The organism is Acidovorax lacteus, from assembly GCF_039540375.1.
GTDB lineage: Bacteria > Pseudomonadota > Gammaproteobacteria > Burkholderiales > Burkholderiaceae_C > Acidovorax_G > Acidovorax_G lacteus.
This window is the reverse complement of sequence record NZ_BAABEX010000029.1, coordinates 42,631-58,515: the sequence shown is the minus strand read 5'-3', so window position 1 is coordinate 58,515 and position 15,885 is coordinate 42,631. Positions and strand designations below refer to the sequence as shown.

Sequence of the window (15,885 nt, the reverse complement as noted above, 5' to 3'; positions counted from 1 at the left end):
GGACGGCTTCCCGTGCGTCTGCGCGAGGGGGGCCAACAAGAGCTTCGCGGCTTGTCTGAATACGCCTCGGCGCGACAAGCCCGCACCAGGAGAGACACATGGATTTCGATTTTTCTGACGACCAGGAACAACTGCGCGACGCCGTGCGCCGCTGGGTGGACAAGGGCTACAGCTTTGACCGCCGCCGTGCGGCCGTGGCGGCCGGCGGTTTTGACCGCGCCGCCTACAACGAACTGGCCGAACTCGGCCTGACCGCACTGATGGTGCCCGAAGCCCACGATGGCCTGGGCCAAGGTGCTGTGAGCGCCATGGTGGCGATGGAAGAGCTGGGCCGCGGCATCGTGCTGGAGCCGCTGGCGCACACCTTCATCGCCAGCGCCGTGCTCAGCACCCATGCCCCGGCGTCGGTGCAGGCGGCCTGGCTGCCACGCATCGCCTCGGGCGAGGTGCTGGTGGTGCTCGCCCACCAGGAGCGCAGCGCCCGCTACCACCTGGACCGCTGCCAGGCCACCGCCATAGCCAATGGCGGCAGCCACACTGTGAGCGGCCTGAAAAGCGTGGTGCCCGCGGGCGACCAGGCCGACGCCTTTCTGGTGCCCGCCCGCCTGGGCGGTGCCACGGCGCTGTTCCTGGTGGAGCGTACGGCTGCGGGCGTGCAAACGCGCGGCTACGTCACGCAGGACGGCAGCCGCGCGGCCGAGGTGCGGTTCGACAACGCCCCGGCCACGCTTGTGACCACCGAGGGCCAGAGCGCGCTGGAGCTGGCCGTGGACACCGGCATTGCCGCCACCTGCGCCGAAGCCGTGGGCGTGATGGACCAGACCCTGGCCATCACCGTGGACTACATGAACCAGCGCAAGCAATTCGGGGTAGCAATTGCCAACTTCCAGGCCCTGCGCCACCGCGTGGCCGACATGAAGATGCAACTGGAGCTGGCCCGCTCGATGAGCTACTACGCGAGCCTCAAGCTCGGCGCAGAACCCGAGGAACGCCGCGCCGCCCTGGCTCGCGCCAAGGTGCAACTCGGCCAGTCGATGCGCTATGTGGGCCAGCAGGCCGTGCAACTGCATGGCGGCATCGGTGTGACGGACGAGTACATCGTGAGCCACTACTTCAAGAAGCTCACGCAGATGGAAATGGTCTTCGGCGACACCCTGCACCACCTGGGCGAAGTGTCGGCCCGCATGCAGGACACCGCAGGCGTGTTCGCCTGACCCACTGACCTGATATCCGCAGGTCACACCCGCATGCAACGCTCGTGGATCGTGAGGTTCACGGGCGTTTTCTGTTCAGGCGCCGCCCAAGAGCGTCCTTCCCCCGCACCGTCCCGGTGCCCGAACCAGGAGACTTTCATGACCTTGCACCTGTCCCGCCGCCGCTGGCTTTTTGCGGCCACCGCGGCCACGGGCCTCGCTCTTTCGGGCTGTGGCCACTTGGGCACGTCCGGCCTGCCCTCAGCCGACGCCTATCCGCCCATCGTGTTCGTGCACGGCAATGGCGACACCGCCGCGCTGTGGCAGACCACCCTGTGGCGCTTTGAAAGCAACGGCTGGCCGCGCGAACGCCTGCATGCCATCGACCTGCCCTACCCGCTGGCGCGCGACGAAGACGCCAAGCCGCAGGCCGGCCGCACCTCGGCGCAAGAGCATATGGAGTTCTTGCGCAGCGAGGTGCAGCAGGTGCTGGCCCGCACAGGTGCCAAGCAGGTCGTGCTGGTGGGCAACTCGCGCGGTGGCAATGCCATCCGCAACTACGTCTACAACGGCGGAGGCGCCGCGCAGGTGAGCCATGCCGTGCTGGGCGGCACACCCAACCACGGGGTGTGGGCCGTACCGGGCTGGCGCGAGGGCAATGAGTTTTCGGGGACCGGCCCCTTCTTGCGCGGACTGAACGCCCCCAAGAACGCCGCAGGCGACGAGGTGGCGGGCCCGGTGCGCTGGATGACGATCCGTTCGGACAACAACGACAAGTTCGCCCAGCCCGACGGGCTGTGGATCGGGCAAAAAGGCATGGCCACCAATGTCACGGCGGCTGGCCCCGAGCTCAAAGGCGCGACCAACGTCGTGATCGCGAGCATCGACCACCGCGAGACCTCGTACTCGCCCGCCGCCTTCGAGGCCACCTACCGCTTCATCACCGGGCGCGCGCCACAGCACCGCGACACCGTGCCGCAATCGGCCCCGGTAGTGATTGACGGCAAAGTCACCGGCCTGGGCGTGAACCCGCTCGACCCGGCCACCGGCAGCTTCAGCAACAACCTGCCCGTGCCCGGTGCCACCGTGCGCGTGTTTGCCGTGGACCCTGCCACCGGAGCCCGCCGCGGCGAGCCGCTGGCCGGCAAGACGGTGGCCGCCGACGGCCGCTGGGGCCCGGTGACCGTGCCCGTGAACGCCCCCGTCGAATTCGAGGTGGCTGCGCCGGGCTACGCCACCACGCACATCTACCGCAGCGGCTTTCCGCGCAGCAGCAGCATCGTGCACCTGCGCGCCGAGCGCCTGGCGGCAGCCGACCGCGATGCCGACTCGGTGGTCACGCTCACCCGTCCGCGCGGCTACCTCGACCCGCAGCGTGACCCGATGCGCCTGGACGGCGCCGCACCGGCCGGCGTGCCCCCGGGCGCAGGCGTGGCCTCGGCCAAGATCAAGCCCACCGGCCCCCAGCGCCCGGTGCGCGCCGAGTTCCACAGCGAAGTGGTGGTCGGCCAGACCTGGGCTGCGCGCGACAACCGGGTGGTGCTGCTCGAAATCACACGCTGAGCGGTCCCGCAAGCCCCTCGGCTGCAGCGGCAAATCCCGGATAATCCCGGGCTTTGCCGTCGCCATGGGGCGCGCGGCCCGCGGGCAGCCTGGGCGCTGCCGCATTCCAGGAACCGTCATGAGCGCCAACGCACCCGATCCGAACCTTCAACACCTGCAACAGGCCCGCGAGCTGATCGCCAAGGGCGACCTCCAGAAGGCGGCGCAGACGCTGAACAAGGCCAACCAGAAGTGGCCGCAGGACCCGCGCGTGCACATGCTCGGTGGACTGATGGCCGAGAAGGCAGGCAACCTCGATGGCGCGTTCCAGTCGCTGCGCAAAGCCGTGGCCCTGGCGCCCGACTGGGGCCCAGGCCTGCTGGAGCTGGCGCTGCTGCTGGCCCGTCAGAATCAGTTTGCTGAAGCCATGGAGAAGGCCGAGAAGGTGGCCACGCTCGAACCCAAGAACCTGCAGGTGCTGGCCGGGGTGGTGGACATTGCCCACCGTGCAGGCCATCTGGAGATGGCAGTGCGCCACCTGCGCCGCGGCCTCGAACTCGTGCCGGGTGACCCGATGCTGCGCCAGTTGCTCGCACGCGACCTGAGCCAGCTCGGCCAGCACGACGAATCGCTGGCGCTGTGGAGCGGTCTGGTCGAGCAGTCGCCCGAAGCGGCGAACCGCGTGGGCCGCGTGCGCGCCCTGATGGCCGCGGGTCGTGTGGCCGAGGCCTTGCCCGACACCCAGGCCCTGCTGGCCGAAGCCCCGGACGAGGCGCTGTTCCGTTACTACGACGACCTGGCCCAGGGCCGCACCCCCAGCGAGCAGCCGGCCGCGCTGATGACCGAACTGTTCGACGGCATGGCCGAGCTGTACGACATGCACATGGTGCGCTCGCTGAAGTACCAATTGCCCAAGCAAGTGGCCGACCGTCTGCTCGCCATGTTCCCCGACCGCCGCTTCAACGTGCTGGACCTGGGCTGCGGCACGGGCCTGCTGGGCGTGTGCCTGGGCAAGCCGGTCGAAGGCTTCCTGATCGGCGTGGACTACTCGCGCAACATGATCGCGCAGGCCGCGCGGCACAAGGTGTACGAGCGCTTCCACACCGTGAACGTACACGACGCGCTGCGCGAAACGCCTGAAGGGCTGTACCAGGTCGTGGCTGCGCTCGATGTGTTTCCGTACGCCGGCGACCTGACCGATGCGATTCCCCATGCGCGCCGGGTGCTGGCACCGGGCGGCTGGCTGGTGCTCTCCTGCGAGGCCGCCGACGAGGCTGGGCCGGACCGCGTGCTGCATGCAGGCGGGCGATTTGCGCACAAGCGCAGCCATGTCCAGGCGCTGTGCGAGGCCGCCGGTTTCGAGGCGATCGAAATCACCGACGGGCCGCTGTACGAAGAGAACCGCAATCCCGTACAGGGCTTTGTGGTCTGGGCACGCCGCCCGGACACAGCGCACTGAGGCCGGGGCCCCGCCGCACAGGCCCTGCGCCACCACCCCGCCTCACACCAGCAGGCGCGACGAACGCGGCACGTGCGCCTTCAAAAACTCCATCTGGTCGGCCAGGATGCGCCGGTTGCGCAGGATGAAGTCTTCCCAGAGGCTGGGCACGTAGGGCGCGTACAGCAATGGCATGCGCGCTTCCTCGGGCGTGCGCGGGCCCTTGCGGTGGTTACACGGCCGGCAGGCGGTGACCACGTTCATCCAGTGGTCCTGCCCCTGCCGCGCGTAGGGCACGATGTGCTCGCGCGTCAGTTCGTGCTCGTGGAACTGGCCACCGCAGTAGGCGCACACGTTGCGGTCGCGCGCAAACAGCTTGCTGTTGGTCAGGCCGGGCTTGAGCTCAAACGGGTTGATGCGGGGAACCCCGCGCGTGCCGATGATGCTGTTGATCGCAATCACCGACTGCTCGCCCGTGCGGGCGTTGTGACCGCCGCGAAAGCGCGCAATCTGCGCACCCGCTTCCCAGCGCACCTCACCAGCGGCATAGTGAACCACCGCCTGCTCCAGCGTGATCCACGACTGGGGCAGGCCCTGGGCTGACAGCTTCAAGACCTTCAAAACGCACCTCCTGAACTACCAAGAACTCAAGGAACGGAACGACGGTGTCTCGCGCGGAGCCCGGGCACGGGTCCGCCTGCCGCACAATATACTCCGACTCCATGACATATTGGCGGCTTGTGCTTATTGGCGCTGGGCGGGCTGCTATCAAAACCATAACAACCCGATGAAGATCTTTCGCGGTTTCCACCATCCGGGCGTAGCCAGCGCCTGTGCGCTGACCATCGGCAACTTCGACGGCGTGCACCGCGGCCACCAAGCCATGCTGGCGCTGCTGAACAACGAGGCCGCGCACCGGGGCCTGGAGAGCTGCGTGCTGACCTTCGAGCCACACCCGCGCGACCACTTTGCCGCCGTGCAGCGCAAGCCGGAGCTGGCCCCGGCGCGGGTGGGCACACTGCGCGACAAGCTCACCGAGTTGGCCCGCTGCGGCGTGCAGCAGACGGTGGTGCTGCCCTTTGACGCCCGGCTGGCCAGCCTCTCGCCCGAGGCTTTCGTGGACCAGGTGCTGGTGCGCGGGCTGGGAGCACGCTACGTGCTCGTAGGCGACGACTTCCGCTTCGGCGCGCGCCGCGCAGGCGACTATGCCCTGCTCGATGCGCTGGGCCGCGAGCAGGGTTTTGATGTGGCACGCATGAACAGCTACGAGGTCTCCCTCCCGCACGCATCGCCCTCTGCGGCGCTGCAAACAGCCGAGGGAGCAGCCTCCTTATCGGTTCGACAGGTCGGCAGCCCCGGACTGCGCGTGTCCAGCTCGGCTGTGCGCCAAGCACTGGCCGCAGGCGACATGGACACGGCCGCGCGCCTGCTGGGCCGACCCTATGCCATTTCAGGCCATGTGGTGCATGGCCGCAAGCTGGGCCGGGCGTTGGGCGCCAGCACACCCGATGCGGGCGACGGCTTTCGCACGCTCAACCTGCGCTTTGCGCACTGGAAGCCCGCGGCCAGCGGCATCTTCGCGGTCCGGGTACACGGACTGGGTGCAGCCCCTCTGGAAGGCGTGGCCAACCTGGGGGTGCGCCCCTCGCTCGACCCCGATGACGTCAACGGTGGGCGGGTGTTGCTCGAAACGCATTGCTTCGACTGGCCGGCCTCCCTGGGGCCTGAAGGGGCCTACGGTAAAATCGTGCGCGTGGAACTGCTGCACAAACTGCACGACGAACGCAAGTACGAAAGCCTCGACGCCCTGACCGAGGGCATCGCGCGCGACTGCGCAGACGCGCGCACGTACTTCGCATCCACCCACGCCGAAACCCGCCGCCAGACCACGCGCGACCGAATTTGACGCGGCCTGTTGCGCCTTTGCGTCGGCCGGGCCTTGGGGCCCGGCTCCCCTCCTGTGTTCGTTGCGGCGCCCCATACGGCACGCGCCCGCAAGCCCCTGTTGCCAAGGTCCCCTCATGTCCGACACCCCCTCCACCGCCGCGGCGCCCACCACCGACTACCGCGCCACGCTGAACCTGCCCGACACGCCGTTCCCCATGCGCGGGGACCTGCCCAAGCGCGAACCCGCCTGGGTCAAGGAATGGGACGACAAAGGCATCTACAAAAAACTGCGCGAGGCGCGTCACGGGGCGCCCAAGTTCATCCTGCACGATGGCCCGCCCTACGCCAACGGCCAGCTGCACATCGGCCATGCGGTCAACAAGATCCTCAAGGACATGATCACCAAGGCGCGCCAGCTGGAAGGCTTTGACGCGCTGTACGTGCCCGGCTGGGACTGCCATGGCCTGCCGATCGAAAACGCCATCGAAAAGCTGCATGGCCGCAACCTGCCACGCGACGAAATGCAGGCCAAGAGCCGCGCCTTTGCCACCGAGCAGATCGCGCAGCAGATGGCCGACTTCAAGCGCCTGGGCGTACTGGGCGACTGGGACCACCCCTACAAGACCATGAACTACGCCAACGAGGCTGGCGAGCTGCGGGCCTTGAAGCGCGTGATGGAGCGCGGCTATGTGTACCGCGGCCTGAAGCCCGTGTACTGGTGTTTTGACTGCGGCTCCTCGCTGGCCGAGTTCGAAATCGAATATCAGGACAAGAAGAGCACCACGCTGGACGTGGCCTTCAAGGCCCACAACCCGGCCGCACTGGCGGCAGCCTTTGGCGTGCCAGCATTCACGCAAGACGCGTTTGCCGTGATCTGGACGACCACGGCCTGGACCATTCCCGCCAACCAGGCGCTGAACCTGAACCCCGAACTGCCGTATTCGCTGGTACAAACCGAGCGCGGCCTGTACGTGATGGCCGAAACCCTGGTGGTTGCCTGTATGGAGCGCTGGGGCTTGCAAGGCAAGGTGCTGGCCACTGTGCCGGGCGAGAAGCTGGGCGGCATCGAGTTTGAACACCCGCTGTACGACGTGGCCAGCGCAGACGGCAGCTACGGCTACCGCCGCCTCTCGCCCGTGTACTTGGCTGACTACGCCACTGCCACCGACGGCACGGGTATCGTGCACTCCTCGCCCGCTTATGGTGTGGACGACTTCAACTCGTGCGTAGCGCACGGCATGCAGTACGACGACATCCTGAACCCCGTGCAGGGCAACGGCACCTATGCGGCCGACTTCCCGCTGTTTGGCGGCCAGCACATCTGGAAGGCCATCCCCGTCATCATCGAAGCCCTGCGCAATGCGGGCCGCCTGATGGCCACCAAGGACATCGTCCACAGCTACCCGCACTGCTGGCGCCACAAGACGCCCGTGATCTACCGCGCCGCCGCCCAGTGGTTCGTGCGCATGGACGAAGGCGAAGGCGTGTTCACCACCGACAAGGCCCCCGGCACGCTGCGCCAGACAGCCCTGGCGGCCATTGAGCAGACCAGCTTTTACCCCGAAAACGGCAAAAGCCGCCTGCGCGACATGATCGCGGGCCGACCCGACTGGTGCATCTCGCGCCAGCGCAGCTGGGGTGTGCCCCTGCCCTTCTTCCTGCACAAGGATTCGGGCGAACTGCACCCACGCACCATGGAGATCATCGACCAAGCTGCGGCCATTGTGGAACAGGGCGGCATCGAAGCCTGGAGCCGCGTGACGGCCGAGGAAATTCTGGGCGCGGACGACGCGCCGCACTACACCAAGAGCACCGACATCCTCGAAGTGTGGTTCGACTCCGGCTCCACCTTTTGGCATGTGATGCGTGGCACGCACGGCACCATGCACCACGAAACCGGCCCCGAGGCCGACCTGTACCTGGAAGGCCACGACCAGCACCGCGGCTGGTTCCACAGCTCGCTGCTGCTGGCCAGCGCCATCTTTGGCCGCGCACCCTACCGCGGCCTGCTGACGCATGGCTTCACCGTGGACGGCCAGGGCAAGAAGATGAGCAAGTCGTTGGGCAACACCGTCTCGCCGCAAGAGGTGAGCGGCAAGCTGGGCGCGGAAATCATCCGCCTGTGGTGCGCCTCCACCGACTACTCGGGCGACCTGGCAATCGACGACAAGATCCTGGCCCGCGTGGTCGATGCGTACCGTCGTATCCGCAACACGCTGCGCTTTTTGCTCGCCAACGTGAGCGACTTCGACCCCGTCACCGACAGCGTGCCTGCCGACCAGTTGCTGGAGATCGACCGCTACGCCCTGGCCCGCGCCAGCCAGCTGCAGGCAGACATCCTGGCGCACTATCAGGTGTATGAATTCCACCCCGTGGTGTCCAAGTTGCAGGTCTACTGCTCGGAAGACCTGGGCGCGTTCTACCTCGACGTGCTCAAGGACCGCCTCTACACCACGGCACCCAAGAGCCTGGCCCGCCGCAGCGCGCAGACCGCGCTGTACCAGATTACCCACGCCATGCTGCGCTGGATGGCCCCGTTCCTCTCGTTCACGGCCGAAGAGGCGTGGAAGGTGTTCGGCCAATCCGAAACCATCTTTGTCGAGAAGTTCTGGGACTTCGGCACCACCGATACGGCGCTGCTCGCGAAGTGGGATGCCATCCGCGCCGCCCGTGAAGTGGTGAACAAGGAAATCGAGGCCCTGCGTGCCGACGGCAAGGTGGGCGCATCGCTGCAGGCCGAAGTCACCGTGACCGCAAGCGGCGACCTGCTGGAAGCCCTGCGCAGCCTGGGCGAGGATCTCAAGTTCGTCCTCATCACCTCGACCGCCCAGGTGGCCGAAGGCGAGGCGCTGGCCGCCACCGTGAGCCCCACCACCCACGCCAAGTGCGAGCGCTGCTGGCACTACCGCGAGGACGTCGGCCACGATGCGGCCCATCCCACGCTGTGCGGCCGTTGCACCAGCAACCTCTTCGGAGCCGGTGAGAGCCGGACCTGCGCCTGATGGCCCGCAGCACCCGCGCCGCAGGCCCCAGCATGTGGCCCTGGCTCGCCTGGGCCACCCTGCTGCTGATTGCCGACCAGTTCACCAAAACGCTGATCCTGGGCTACTACCGCCTGGGCGATGCGACTTATGTGACCAGCTTCTTCAACATCGTGCGCGCCCACAACCCGGGCGCTGCGTTTTCTTTCCTGGCCGATGCCGGGGGCTGGCAGCGCTGGCTGTTCACCGGCATCGGTGTCGTGGCCACGGTGTTCATCGTGTGGCAATTGCGCGCCCACCCGGGGCAGAAGCTGTTCTGCTTTGCACTGTCTAGCATCCTGGGCGGAGCCGTGGGCAATGTGGTAGACCGGCTGATGCACGGCTATGTGGTGGACTTTCTCGACTTCCACTGGGCAGGCTGGCACTTCCCAGCGTTCAACCTGGCCGACAGTGCCATCACGGTGGGCGCTGTCTGCCTGATCCTGGACGAGTTGCTGCGCGTACGCCAAAGTCGCTGAACAACCCGGCCAGCTCAGGCCGGGCACGACCCCTGCTTCCGACGCGGACATGACTGATGAACCTGCCTGTACAGGTTTATAGTCGGTCGCTCAATTCATGAAGCATCTCCTCAATCTCTTGGCAGCTGTCGCGCTGCTCGTCTGGGGCACCCACCTGGTGCGCACCGGCATCCTCCGTGTCTTTGGCGCCAACCTGCGCCAGATCATCGCCCGCAGTGTCAGCACGCGCGCCACCGCCGTGCTATCAGGCATCGGGGTCACCTCCCTGGTGCAGTCCAGCACGGCCACCGCGCTGATCGTGTCGTCGTTCGTGGGGCAGGGCCTTGTGGCGCTCCCAGCCGCTCTGGCCGTGATGCTGGGTGCCGATGTGGGCACCAGCGTGATGGCCGTGGTGTTTTCGTTGGATCTGTCCTGGCTGTCGCCGCTGTTCATCTTTGTGGGCGTGGTGCTGTTCATCTCGCGCAAGGACACCGCGGTGGGCCGTGTGGGCCGTGTGCTGATCGGCCTGGGACTGATGCTGCTGGCCCTGCGGCTGATCACCGAATCCACCACCGTGCTCACGCAGTCGCCGACGGTGCGCACGCTGTTGGGCGCGCTCACCAGCGACATGCTGCTCGAGATCTTCACCGGTGCGGTGCTGGCCATCGTCGCGTATTCGAGCCTCGCCACCGTGCTGCTCACGGCGGCGCTTGCAGGCTCGGGTGGCATTCCGGCCGACGTGGCGCTGGGCCTGGTGCTGGGCGCCAACCTCGGCAGTGGTTTATTGGCGGTGCTGACCACCATGCGCGCCAACGTGCAGACGCGTCAGGTACCCCTGGGCAACTTGTTTTTCAAGATCATCGGCGTGGTACTGATGGCGCCTGCCACGGGCCTGTGGCTCACACATGTACGCCCCATCGTGCCGGAAACGGCCACCCTGGTAGTCCTGTTCCACCTTGCATTCAACACGGTGGTGGGGGTGGTATGCATTGGCCTGACCGGCCCCGTGGCCAAGCTGGTGGAGCGGCTGCTGCCCAAGGAAGACACGGCCAAACAGGCGGGCATGCGCCCCCGGCATCTCGACCCGTCTGCGCTGGCCACGCCCTCGCTGGCGATTTCGTGTGCGGCCCGCGAAGCGCTGCACCAGGCCGACGTGGTCGAATCCATGTTGCTGGGCATGCACCAGGTCATCCGCACCGACGACCTGCAACTGGCAGAACAGTTGCGAAAGCTCGACGACGAGGTGGACGGCCTGTACTCGGCGATCAAGTACTACATGACCAAGATCTCGCGAGAGGCATTGGACGAACGCGAAGGCCGCCGCTGGGCCGACATCATCAGCTTCACCATCAACATGGAGCAGATCGGCGACATCATCGAGCGCGTGCTGATCGACATCGAGGACAAGAAGATCAAGAAAGGCCGGCAGTTCTCCGAGGCGGGCATGGAAGAGATCAACGAGCTGCACGCCCGCCTGGTGGACAACCTGCGCCTGGCGATGAGCGTGTTCCTCAACGGCAATGTGCGCGACGCGCAAAAGCTGCTGGAAGAAAAAGCGCGCTTTCGCGATCTGGAGCGTGCCTATTCGGCCACGCACCTGGCGCGGCTGTCGGACAACACGGTGCAGAGTATCGAGACCAGTTCGCTGCACATCGACCTGATCAGCGAGCTCAAGCGCATCAATTCGCTGCTGTGCTCGGTGGCGTACCCGATCCTGGAGTCGGCCGGTGCGCTGGCCCCCAGCCGTTTGCGCAACCTGTCCGACCAGGCCTGAGAAGCGTCGAGCGTCAGCGCAGCAAAGCCAGTACGCCCTGCGGCAACTGGTTGGCCTGGGCCACCATGGCCGTACCAGCCTGCTGCAGGATCTGCGAGCGCGACAGGTTGGCAGTTTCAGCGGCAAAGTCAGCGTCCAGGATGCGCCCGCGCGATGCCGAGAGGTTCTCGGACGTGACCTGCAGGTTGCCGATGGCGGTTTCAAATCGCGACTGCAACGCCCCAAGCTTGGCGCGCTCGCCACCGATGTAGGAAAGCGCGGCGTCCACGATCGACAGGGCATCGTTGGAGCCCTTGACGGTGGACACATCCAGCGAGGACACCGATTGCAGCGTGGAGCTGGCCGAGGTGGCGCCCAGCACCGAAGACGCCGATGCGCTGGTGGCGGCAAAGCTCTTTTCGGACCGCAAGGTGACCTGCCCCAGCGCCGTCAGAGACCCGCCCGCGCCAGTGTTGTTCAGCGTGCCGATGGCGCCCGTTTCAGCGTTCACCGCCTGCAACCACAGACCGCCCGCGAAAGTGCTGGTCACGGTGATGTTCTCGCCCGTCTGGTTTTCCAGAATGATGGCCGTGTTGTTGGCCGACAGCGGCTCTCCGGCCTTGACCACGCGGGCGCTCACGCCCGTCACGGCGTACTGGGCGTTGATGGCGTCCACCGCCTCGGACAACCCTTCCACCGTGTCGGCATTGGGCACCTTGACGCTGAAGTTGGCGGTCTTGCCGTTGTTGCCCGTGATGCTGAAGCTGGCGGTTGGCGTGCCAAAGTCAAAGCGCACCGTGGTCTTGGCGCTGGCCGTCACGCCGGTCGAAGCACTCACGGCGTTGAACCGCTCGGCCGCAGCAGCGGCTGAATCCGTGGTCGCGGTCGTCACCGAGGCCGTGCCGCGATAGCCCTGCACGGTGACCGCAGCAGCGGTGTAGGACGGCGACACCGCCGTGTCGATCATGGCGCCCACCAGCTTGTTGGAGCCGTAGTTCTGGATGCGCATGTCAGAGGTGCTCGCCACGATGGTCTGGCCTGCATTGGCTCCCACCTGGAACTGCTGGGTGCCAAAGGTGCCATCCAGCAGCCGGGCCCCATTGAATTCCGTGGTCTGCGAGATCCGCCCCAACTCGGACACCAGCTGCCCCACCTCCCGCTGCAGGGCCTGGCGGTCGCCTGCGCTGTTGGAGGCATTGGCCGACTGCACGGCCAGTTCGCGTACGCGCTGCAGGATGTCGCCCGAGGCCTTGAGGGCACCCTCGGCCGTCTGGGCCAGCGACACCCCATCGTTGGCGTTGCGCACCGCCTGGTTCAGGCCCCGGATCTGGCTGGTGAAGCGCTCGGAAATGGCCAGACCCGCGGCATCGTCCTTGGCGCTGTTGATGCGCAGACCCGACGACAGACGCTGGATGGAGGTGCCCAGCGAAGACTGGCTCACGCCCAGATTGCGCTGGGCCGTGAGCGATGCCACGTTGGTGTTGATGGTCGAGGGCACGTCGCGTACGTCGGTGGGAAGGATTGCCGCACAAGGCGCACCCCGAGGGGTTCCACACCTTGTCTGTAGGCATGATGTCGGCACCGCCGCGCCTGAACTTGAGCACTTTTGTCGGAGACAGAGCCCACCAGACGGGGACCGGATGAGCGCCCGGACGCTGACGACCGGGCCATTGGGGCCGCGAGAACCTGCCAGCCGCTGCACTTTCCAGTCGCAAGGCGGTAAACCCTGCCAGCAGCGCCGCCATGCCCACGGGCCGGCGAACGAAGGCCGTTCAGTGGCCGAAAAACGCGGCGATCACGAGGCCCGCCTCGAGGGTGAACCGGCCCTGGGCTACCTGCTCGCGCAGGCTCTCGGGGGCCAGCAGGTCAAAACGCTCCACCTCGCCGTCCTGATTGCACGGCGCCATGCCCGCGGGCACCACGGCGTGGAACCATTCGATGCGCTCTCGCATGTAGCCTGCACCGCCCCCCTCGTGGCTCGGTCGGCTGAATTCGACACAGCCCCCATGGCGCAGGCTGGCCAGCGCCTGTACCTGCAGGCCGGCCTCTTCCCAGGTCTCGCGCGCCACCGCCAGCTCCAGCGTGTCGCTGGCGGCCACCATGCCGCCCATGAGCGTGTCCCACAGGCCAGGATCGTTGGGCTTGGTGAAGGCGCGCTGCTGTACCCACATGCGGCCATCGGGTGCGGTGCCGACCAGGTGCACGGCCTGGGTGGCCAGACCCAGCACGCGCACCGCACCGCGCTCTACCGTGGCCAGCCGCAGACCTTGTGCGTCGAGCACCGCCAGTTGCTCGTCGCGCCACGGCCCGCAGCGGCCCGCGGCCTGCAAGGCACGGGCCAGCAGATTGAGCGCGCCCGTGGCATCGCCGGGCGTGCACTGCAAATGCCAGCCGCGGGACGATTGCTCCTGAAATGTGAGCAAACTATTCAGCGGGGACAAGCACAAGCCTCGTATTTCATGCATCACCTCAGACGGCACCGAACCCACGCAGCGCCCGGCCACCCAGAACGGCTCGCGCGCCGCTGCAGGGGGTTGCCGGGCCTGGGAACGTGCCTGCGCCAGCCACTGACCAAAGGCCGCGCCGTCTGTGCCTGCCATCAGAGCGTGAGAATGGTCGAGCCCGTGGTCTGGCGGGCTTCCAGGTCGCGGTGCGCCTGCTGCACATCGCGCAGCGCGTAACGCTGGTCGATGTGGATATTCACCTGCCCGCTCTGGACCACAGCAAACAGATCGTCGGCCATGGCCTGCGTGCTCTCGCGCGTGGCGATGTGGGTGAACAGTGTCTGGCGCGTGAGGTACAGCGAGCCCTTGGGGCCCAGCGCGCCGGGGGCAAACGCGGGCACAGGGCCCGAGGCATTGCCGAAGCTGGCCATCAGGCCAAACGGGCGCAGGCAGTCGAGCGACTTGTCCCAGGTGTCCTTGCCCACCGAGTCATACACCACCTTCACGCCCTTGCCGCCGGTGATCTCTTTCACGCGGGCCGCGAAGTCTTCGGTGCGGTAGTTGATCGCATGGGCCGCGCCATTGGCCAGCGCCAGCTGGCATTTGGCATCGGTGCCCGCCGTGGCGATCAGCTGCAGGCCCAGCGCGCGGGCCCACTGGCACGCAATCAGGCCCACGCCACCCGCCGCGGCATGGAACAGCACATGGTCGCCGGGCTGCAGGCCTTCCACAGGCAGGGTTTTCTTGAGCAGGTACTGCGCCGTCAGGCCCTTGAGCATCATGGCCGCGCCGGTCTCAAAACTGATCGCATCGGGCAGCTTGCACACGCACTTGGCGGGCATCACGCGGCGCTCGCAGTACGCGCCGGGCGGCTGGCTGGCATAGGCGGCGCGGTCGCCCACCTGCAGGTGCGTCACGCCCTCGCCCACAGCCTCGACCACGCCCGCAGCCTCCATGCCGATGGTGGCGGGCATGGCCAGCGGGTACAGGCCGGTGCGGTGGTACACGTCAATGAAGTTCAGTCCCACGGCATGGTGGCGAATGCGGATCTCGCCAGGGCCAGGCTCGCCGACGTCCACATCGACGATCTGCAGTTCTTCGGGGCCTCCGTGCTGGCGGATCTGGATGGCAAGGCTCATGGATCAGGTCTCCTGGGTCTCTTGGGTGACGGGAACGCGGGCATCGTGCCATGAATCTGCAAGCCTTGCTGGACGCGCGCCGCTACAGTGGCGGCATGACGCAACGACTCTCGCCCGGCACGGCAGCCCTGCTGACCTTGCCGCCGCTGCTGTGGGCCGGCAATGCCGTGGTCGGCCGCCTGGTCCACGATCTGGTACCGCCGATCACCCTGAACTTTCTGCGCTGGGTGCTGGCCTTTGCACTGCTGCTGCCGCTGGCCCACGGCGTGCTGCGCGCAGACAACCCGGTCTGGGCTCATTGGCGGCGCTATGCCGTGCTGGGGCTGCTGGGCATCGGCCTGTACAACGCCCTGCAGTACCTGGCGCTGCAGACCTCGACTCCGATCAACGTCACGCTGGTGGGGTCGAGCATGCCCGTGTGGATGCTGGCGGTGGGGGCGCTGTTCTTCCAGGCGCCCGTGACGCGGCGGCAACTCACGGGGGCCCTGCTGTCCATGTGCGGTGTGCTGCTGGTGCTCAGCCGCGGCGAGTGGGCGCAGTTGCTGGCGCTGCGCCTGGTGCCGGGCGATGTGTTCATGCTGCTGGCCACCATCTCCTGGGCGTTTTACAGCTGGCTGCTTGCACGCACCCAGGAGCCTGCGTCGGTACGCGCCGACTGGGCGGCGTTTTTGATGGCACAGATGGTGTTCGGCCTGGGCTGGTCGGGCAGTTTTGCGGCGGTGGAATGGGCCAGCGGACGCACCGCCATTGTCTGGGGCTGGCCATTGGCTGCGGCGCTGGCGTTCATTGCCATCGGCCCTGCGGTGGTCGCCTACCGCTGCTGGGGGGTGGGTGTGCAGCGCGCGGGCCCGGCGATCGCCGGCTTTTTCTCCAACCTCACGCCGCTGTTCGCTGCCGTGCTGTCGGCCGCCTTTCTGGGCGACACACCCCGGCTGTACCACGCGCTGGCGTTCGGGCTGATCGTGGGCGGCATCGTGGTGTCGTCGCGGCGCTGACCGACGGCGCACCCGG

12 protein-coding genes are annotated in these 15,885 nt (G+C 67.1%); 8 read left to right on the top strand and 4 right to left on the bottom strand.

Annotated elements, in window-relative coordinates; all coding sequences use genetic code 11:
• The first annotated feature begins 98 nt into the window (after positions 1–98).
• From ABD866_RS13120 to ABD866_RS13110, 3 genes are all read left to right on the top strand, one after another.
• A complete protein-coding gene (locus tag ABD866_RS13120; RefSeq protein WP_345065850.1) occupies positions 99–1,214 on the top strand; it encodes an acyl-CoA dehydrogenase family protein in 1,116 nt (371 codons plus the stop codon).
• A 138-nt stretch (positions 1,215–1,352) separates the two neighbouring features.
• A complete protein-coding gene (locus tag ABD866_RS13115; protein ID WP_345065847.1) occupies positions 1,353–2,756 on the top strand; it encodes an alpha/beta fold hydrolase in 1,404 nt (467 codons plus the stop codon).
• Positions 2,757–2,874: 118 nt separating this feature from the next.
• Positions 2,875–4,194: a tetratricopeptide repeat protein gene (locus ABD866_RS13110; RefSeq protein ID WP_345065844.1), complete on the top strand. Its 1,320-nt coding sequence runs from the start codon at positions 2,875–2,877 to the stop codon at positions 4,192–4,194.
• Positions 4,195–4,236: 42 nt separating this feature from the next.
• Here ABD866_RS13110 and ABD866_RS13105 read toward each other — a convergent pair whose 3' ends face one another.
• The gene (locus ABD866_RS13105) at positions 4,237–4,794 is read right to left on the bottom strand and encodes an HNH endonuclease (protein WP_345065842.1); all 558 of its coding nucleotides are present in this window, start codon (positions 4,792–4,794) and stop codon (positions 4,237–4,239) included.
• Positions 4,795–4,960: 166 nt separating this feature from the next.
• Between ABD866_RS13105 and ABD866_RS13100 the strand changes: the two genes are divergently transcribed.
• From ABD866_RS13100 to ABD866_RS13085, 4 genes are all read left to right on the top strand, one after another.
• Positions 4,961–6,079, top strand: coding sequence for a bifunctional riboflavin kinase/FMN adenylyltransferase (locus ABD866_RS13100; protein ID WP_345065839.1), 1,119 nt, complete (start codon positions 4,961–4,963; stop codon positions 6,077–6,079).
• Positions 6,080–6,194: 115 nt separating this feature from the next.
• On the top strand, positions 6,195–9,062 hold the full coding sequence (ileS, locus tag ABD866_RS13095) for an isoleucine--tRNA ligase (RefSeq protein WP_345065836.1): 2,868 nt from the start codon (positions 6,195–6,197) through the stop codon (positions 9,060–9,062).
• The gene (gene lspA / locus ABD866_RS13090; RefSeq protein ID WP_345065833.1) at positions 9,062–9,559 is read left to right on the top strand and encodes a signal peptidase II; all 498 of its coding nucleotides are present in this window, start codon (positions 9,062–9,064) and stop codon (positions 9,557–9,559) included. Before ileS ends, lspA begins: the two co-directional genes overlap by 1 nt.
• Before the next feature lie 97 nt (positions 9,560–9,656).
• Positions 9,657–11,312 (top strand): Na/Pi cotransporter family protein, encoded by a 1,656-nt coding sequence (locus ABD866_RS13085; RefSeq protein WP_345065830.1) that lies wholly within the window; start codon positions 9,657–9,659, stop codon positions 11,310–11,312.
• Positions 11,313–11,325: 13 nt separating this feature from the next.
• On the opposite strand, the gene ABD866_RS13080 is transcribed toward ABD866_RS13085, so the two are convergent.
• The 3 genes from ABD866_RS13080 to ABD866_RS13070 all read right to left on the bottom strand — a co-directional run bounded on the left by ABD866_RS13080 (position 11,326) and on the right by ABD866_RS13070 (position 14,874).
• Positions 11,326–12,789 (bottom strand): flagellin, encoded by a 1,464-nt coding sequence (locus tag ABD866_RS13080; RefSeq protein WP_345065827.1) that lies wholly within the window; start codon positions 12,787–12,789, stop codon positions 11,326–11,328.
• 274 nt (positions 12,790–13,063) lie between these two features.
• Positions 13,064–13,891, bottom strand: coding sequence for an NUDIX hydrolase (locus ABD866_RS13075; protein ID WP_345065824.1), 828 nt, complete (start codon positions 13,889–13,891; stop codon positions 13,064–13,066).
• Positions 13,891–14,874 (bottom strand): quinone oxidoreductase family protein, encoded by a 984-nt coding sequence (locus tag ABD866_RS13070; RefSeq protein ID WP_345065821.1) that lies wholly within the window; start codon positions 14,872–14,874, stop codon positions 13,891–13,893. Before ABD866_RS13070 ends, ABD866_RS13075 begins: the two co-directional genes overlap by 1 nt.
• A 95-nt stretch (positions 14,875–14,969) precedes the next feature.
• Here ABD866_RS13070 and ABD866_RS13065 point away from each other — a divergent pair, with 95 nt between their 5' ends.
• A complete protein-coding gene (locus ABD866_RS13065) occupies positions 14,970–15,869 on the top strand; it encodes a DMT family transporter (RefSeq protein ID WP_345066838.1) in 900 nt (299 codons plus the stop codon).
• Positions 15,870–15,885 lie beyond the last annotated feature (16 nt).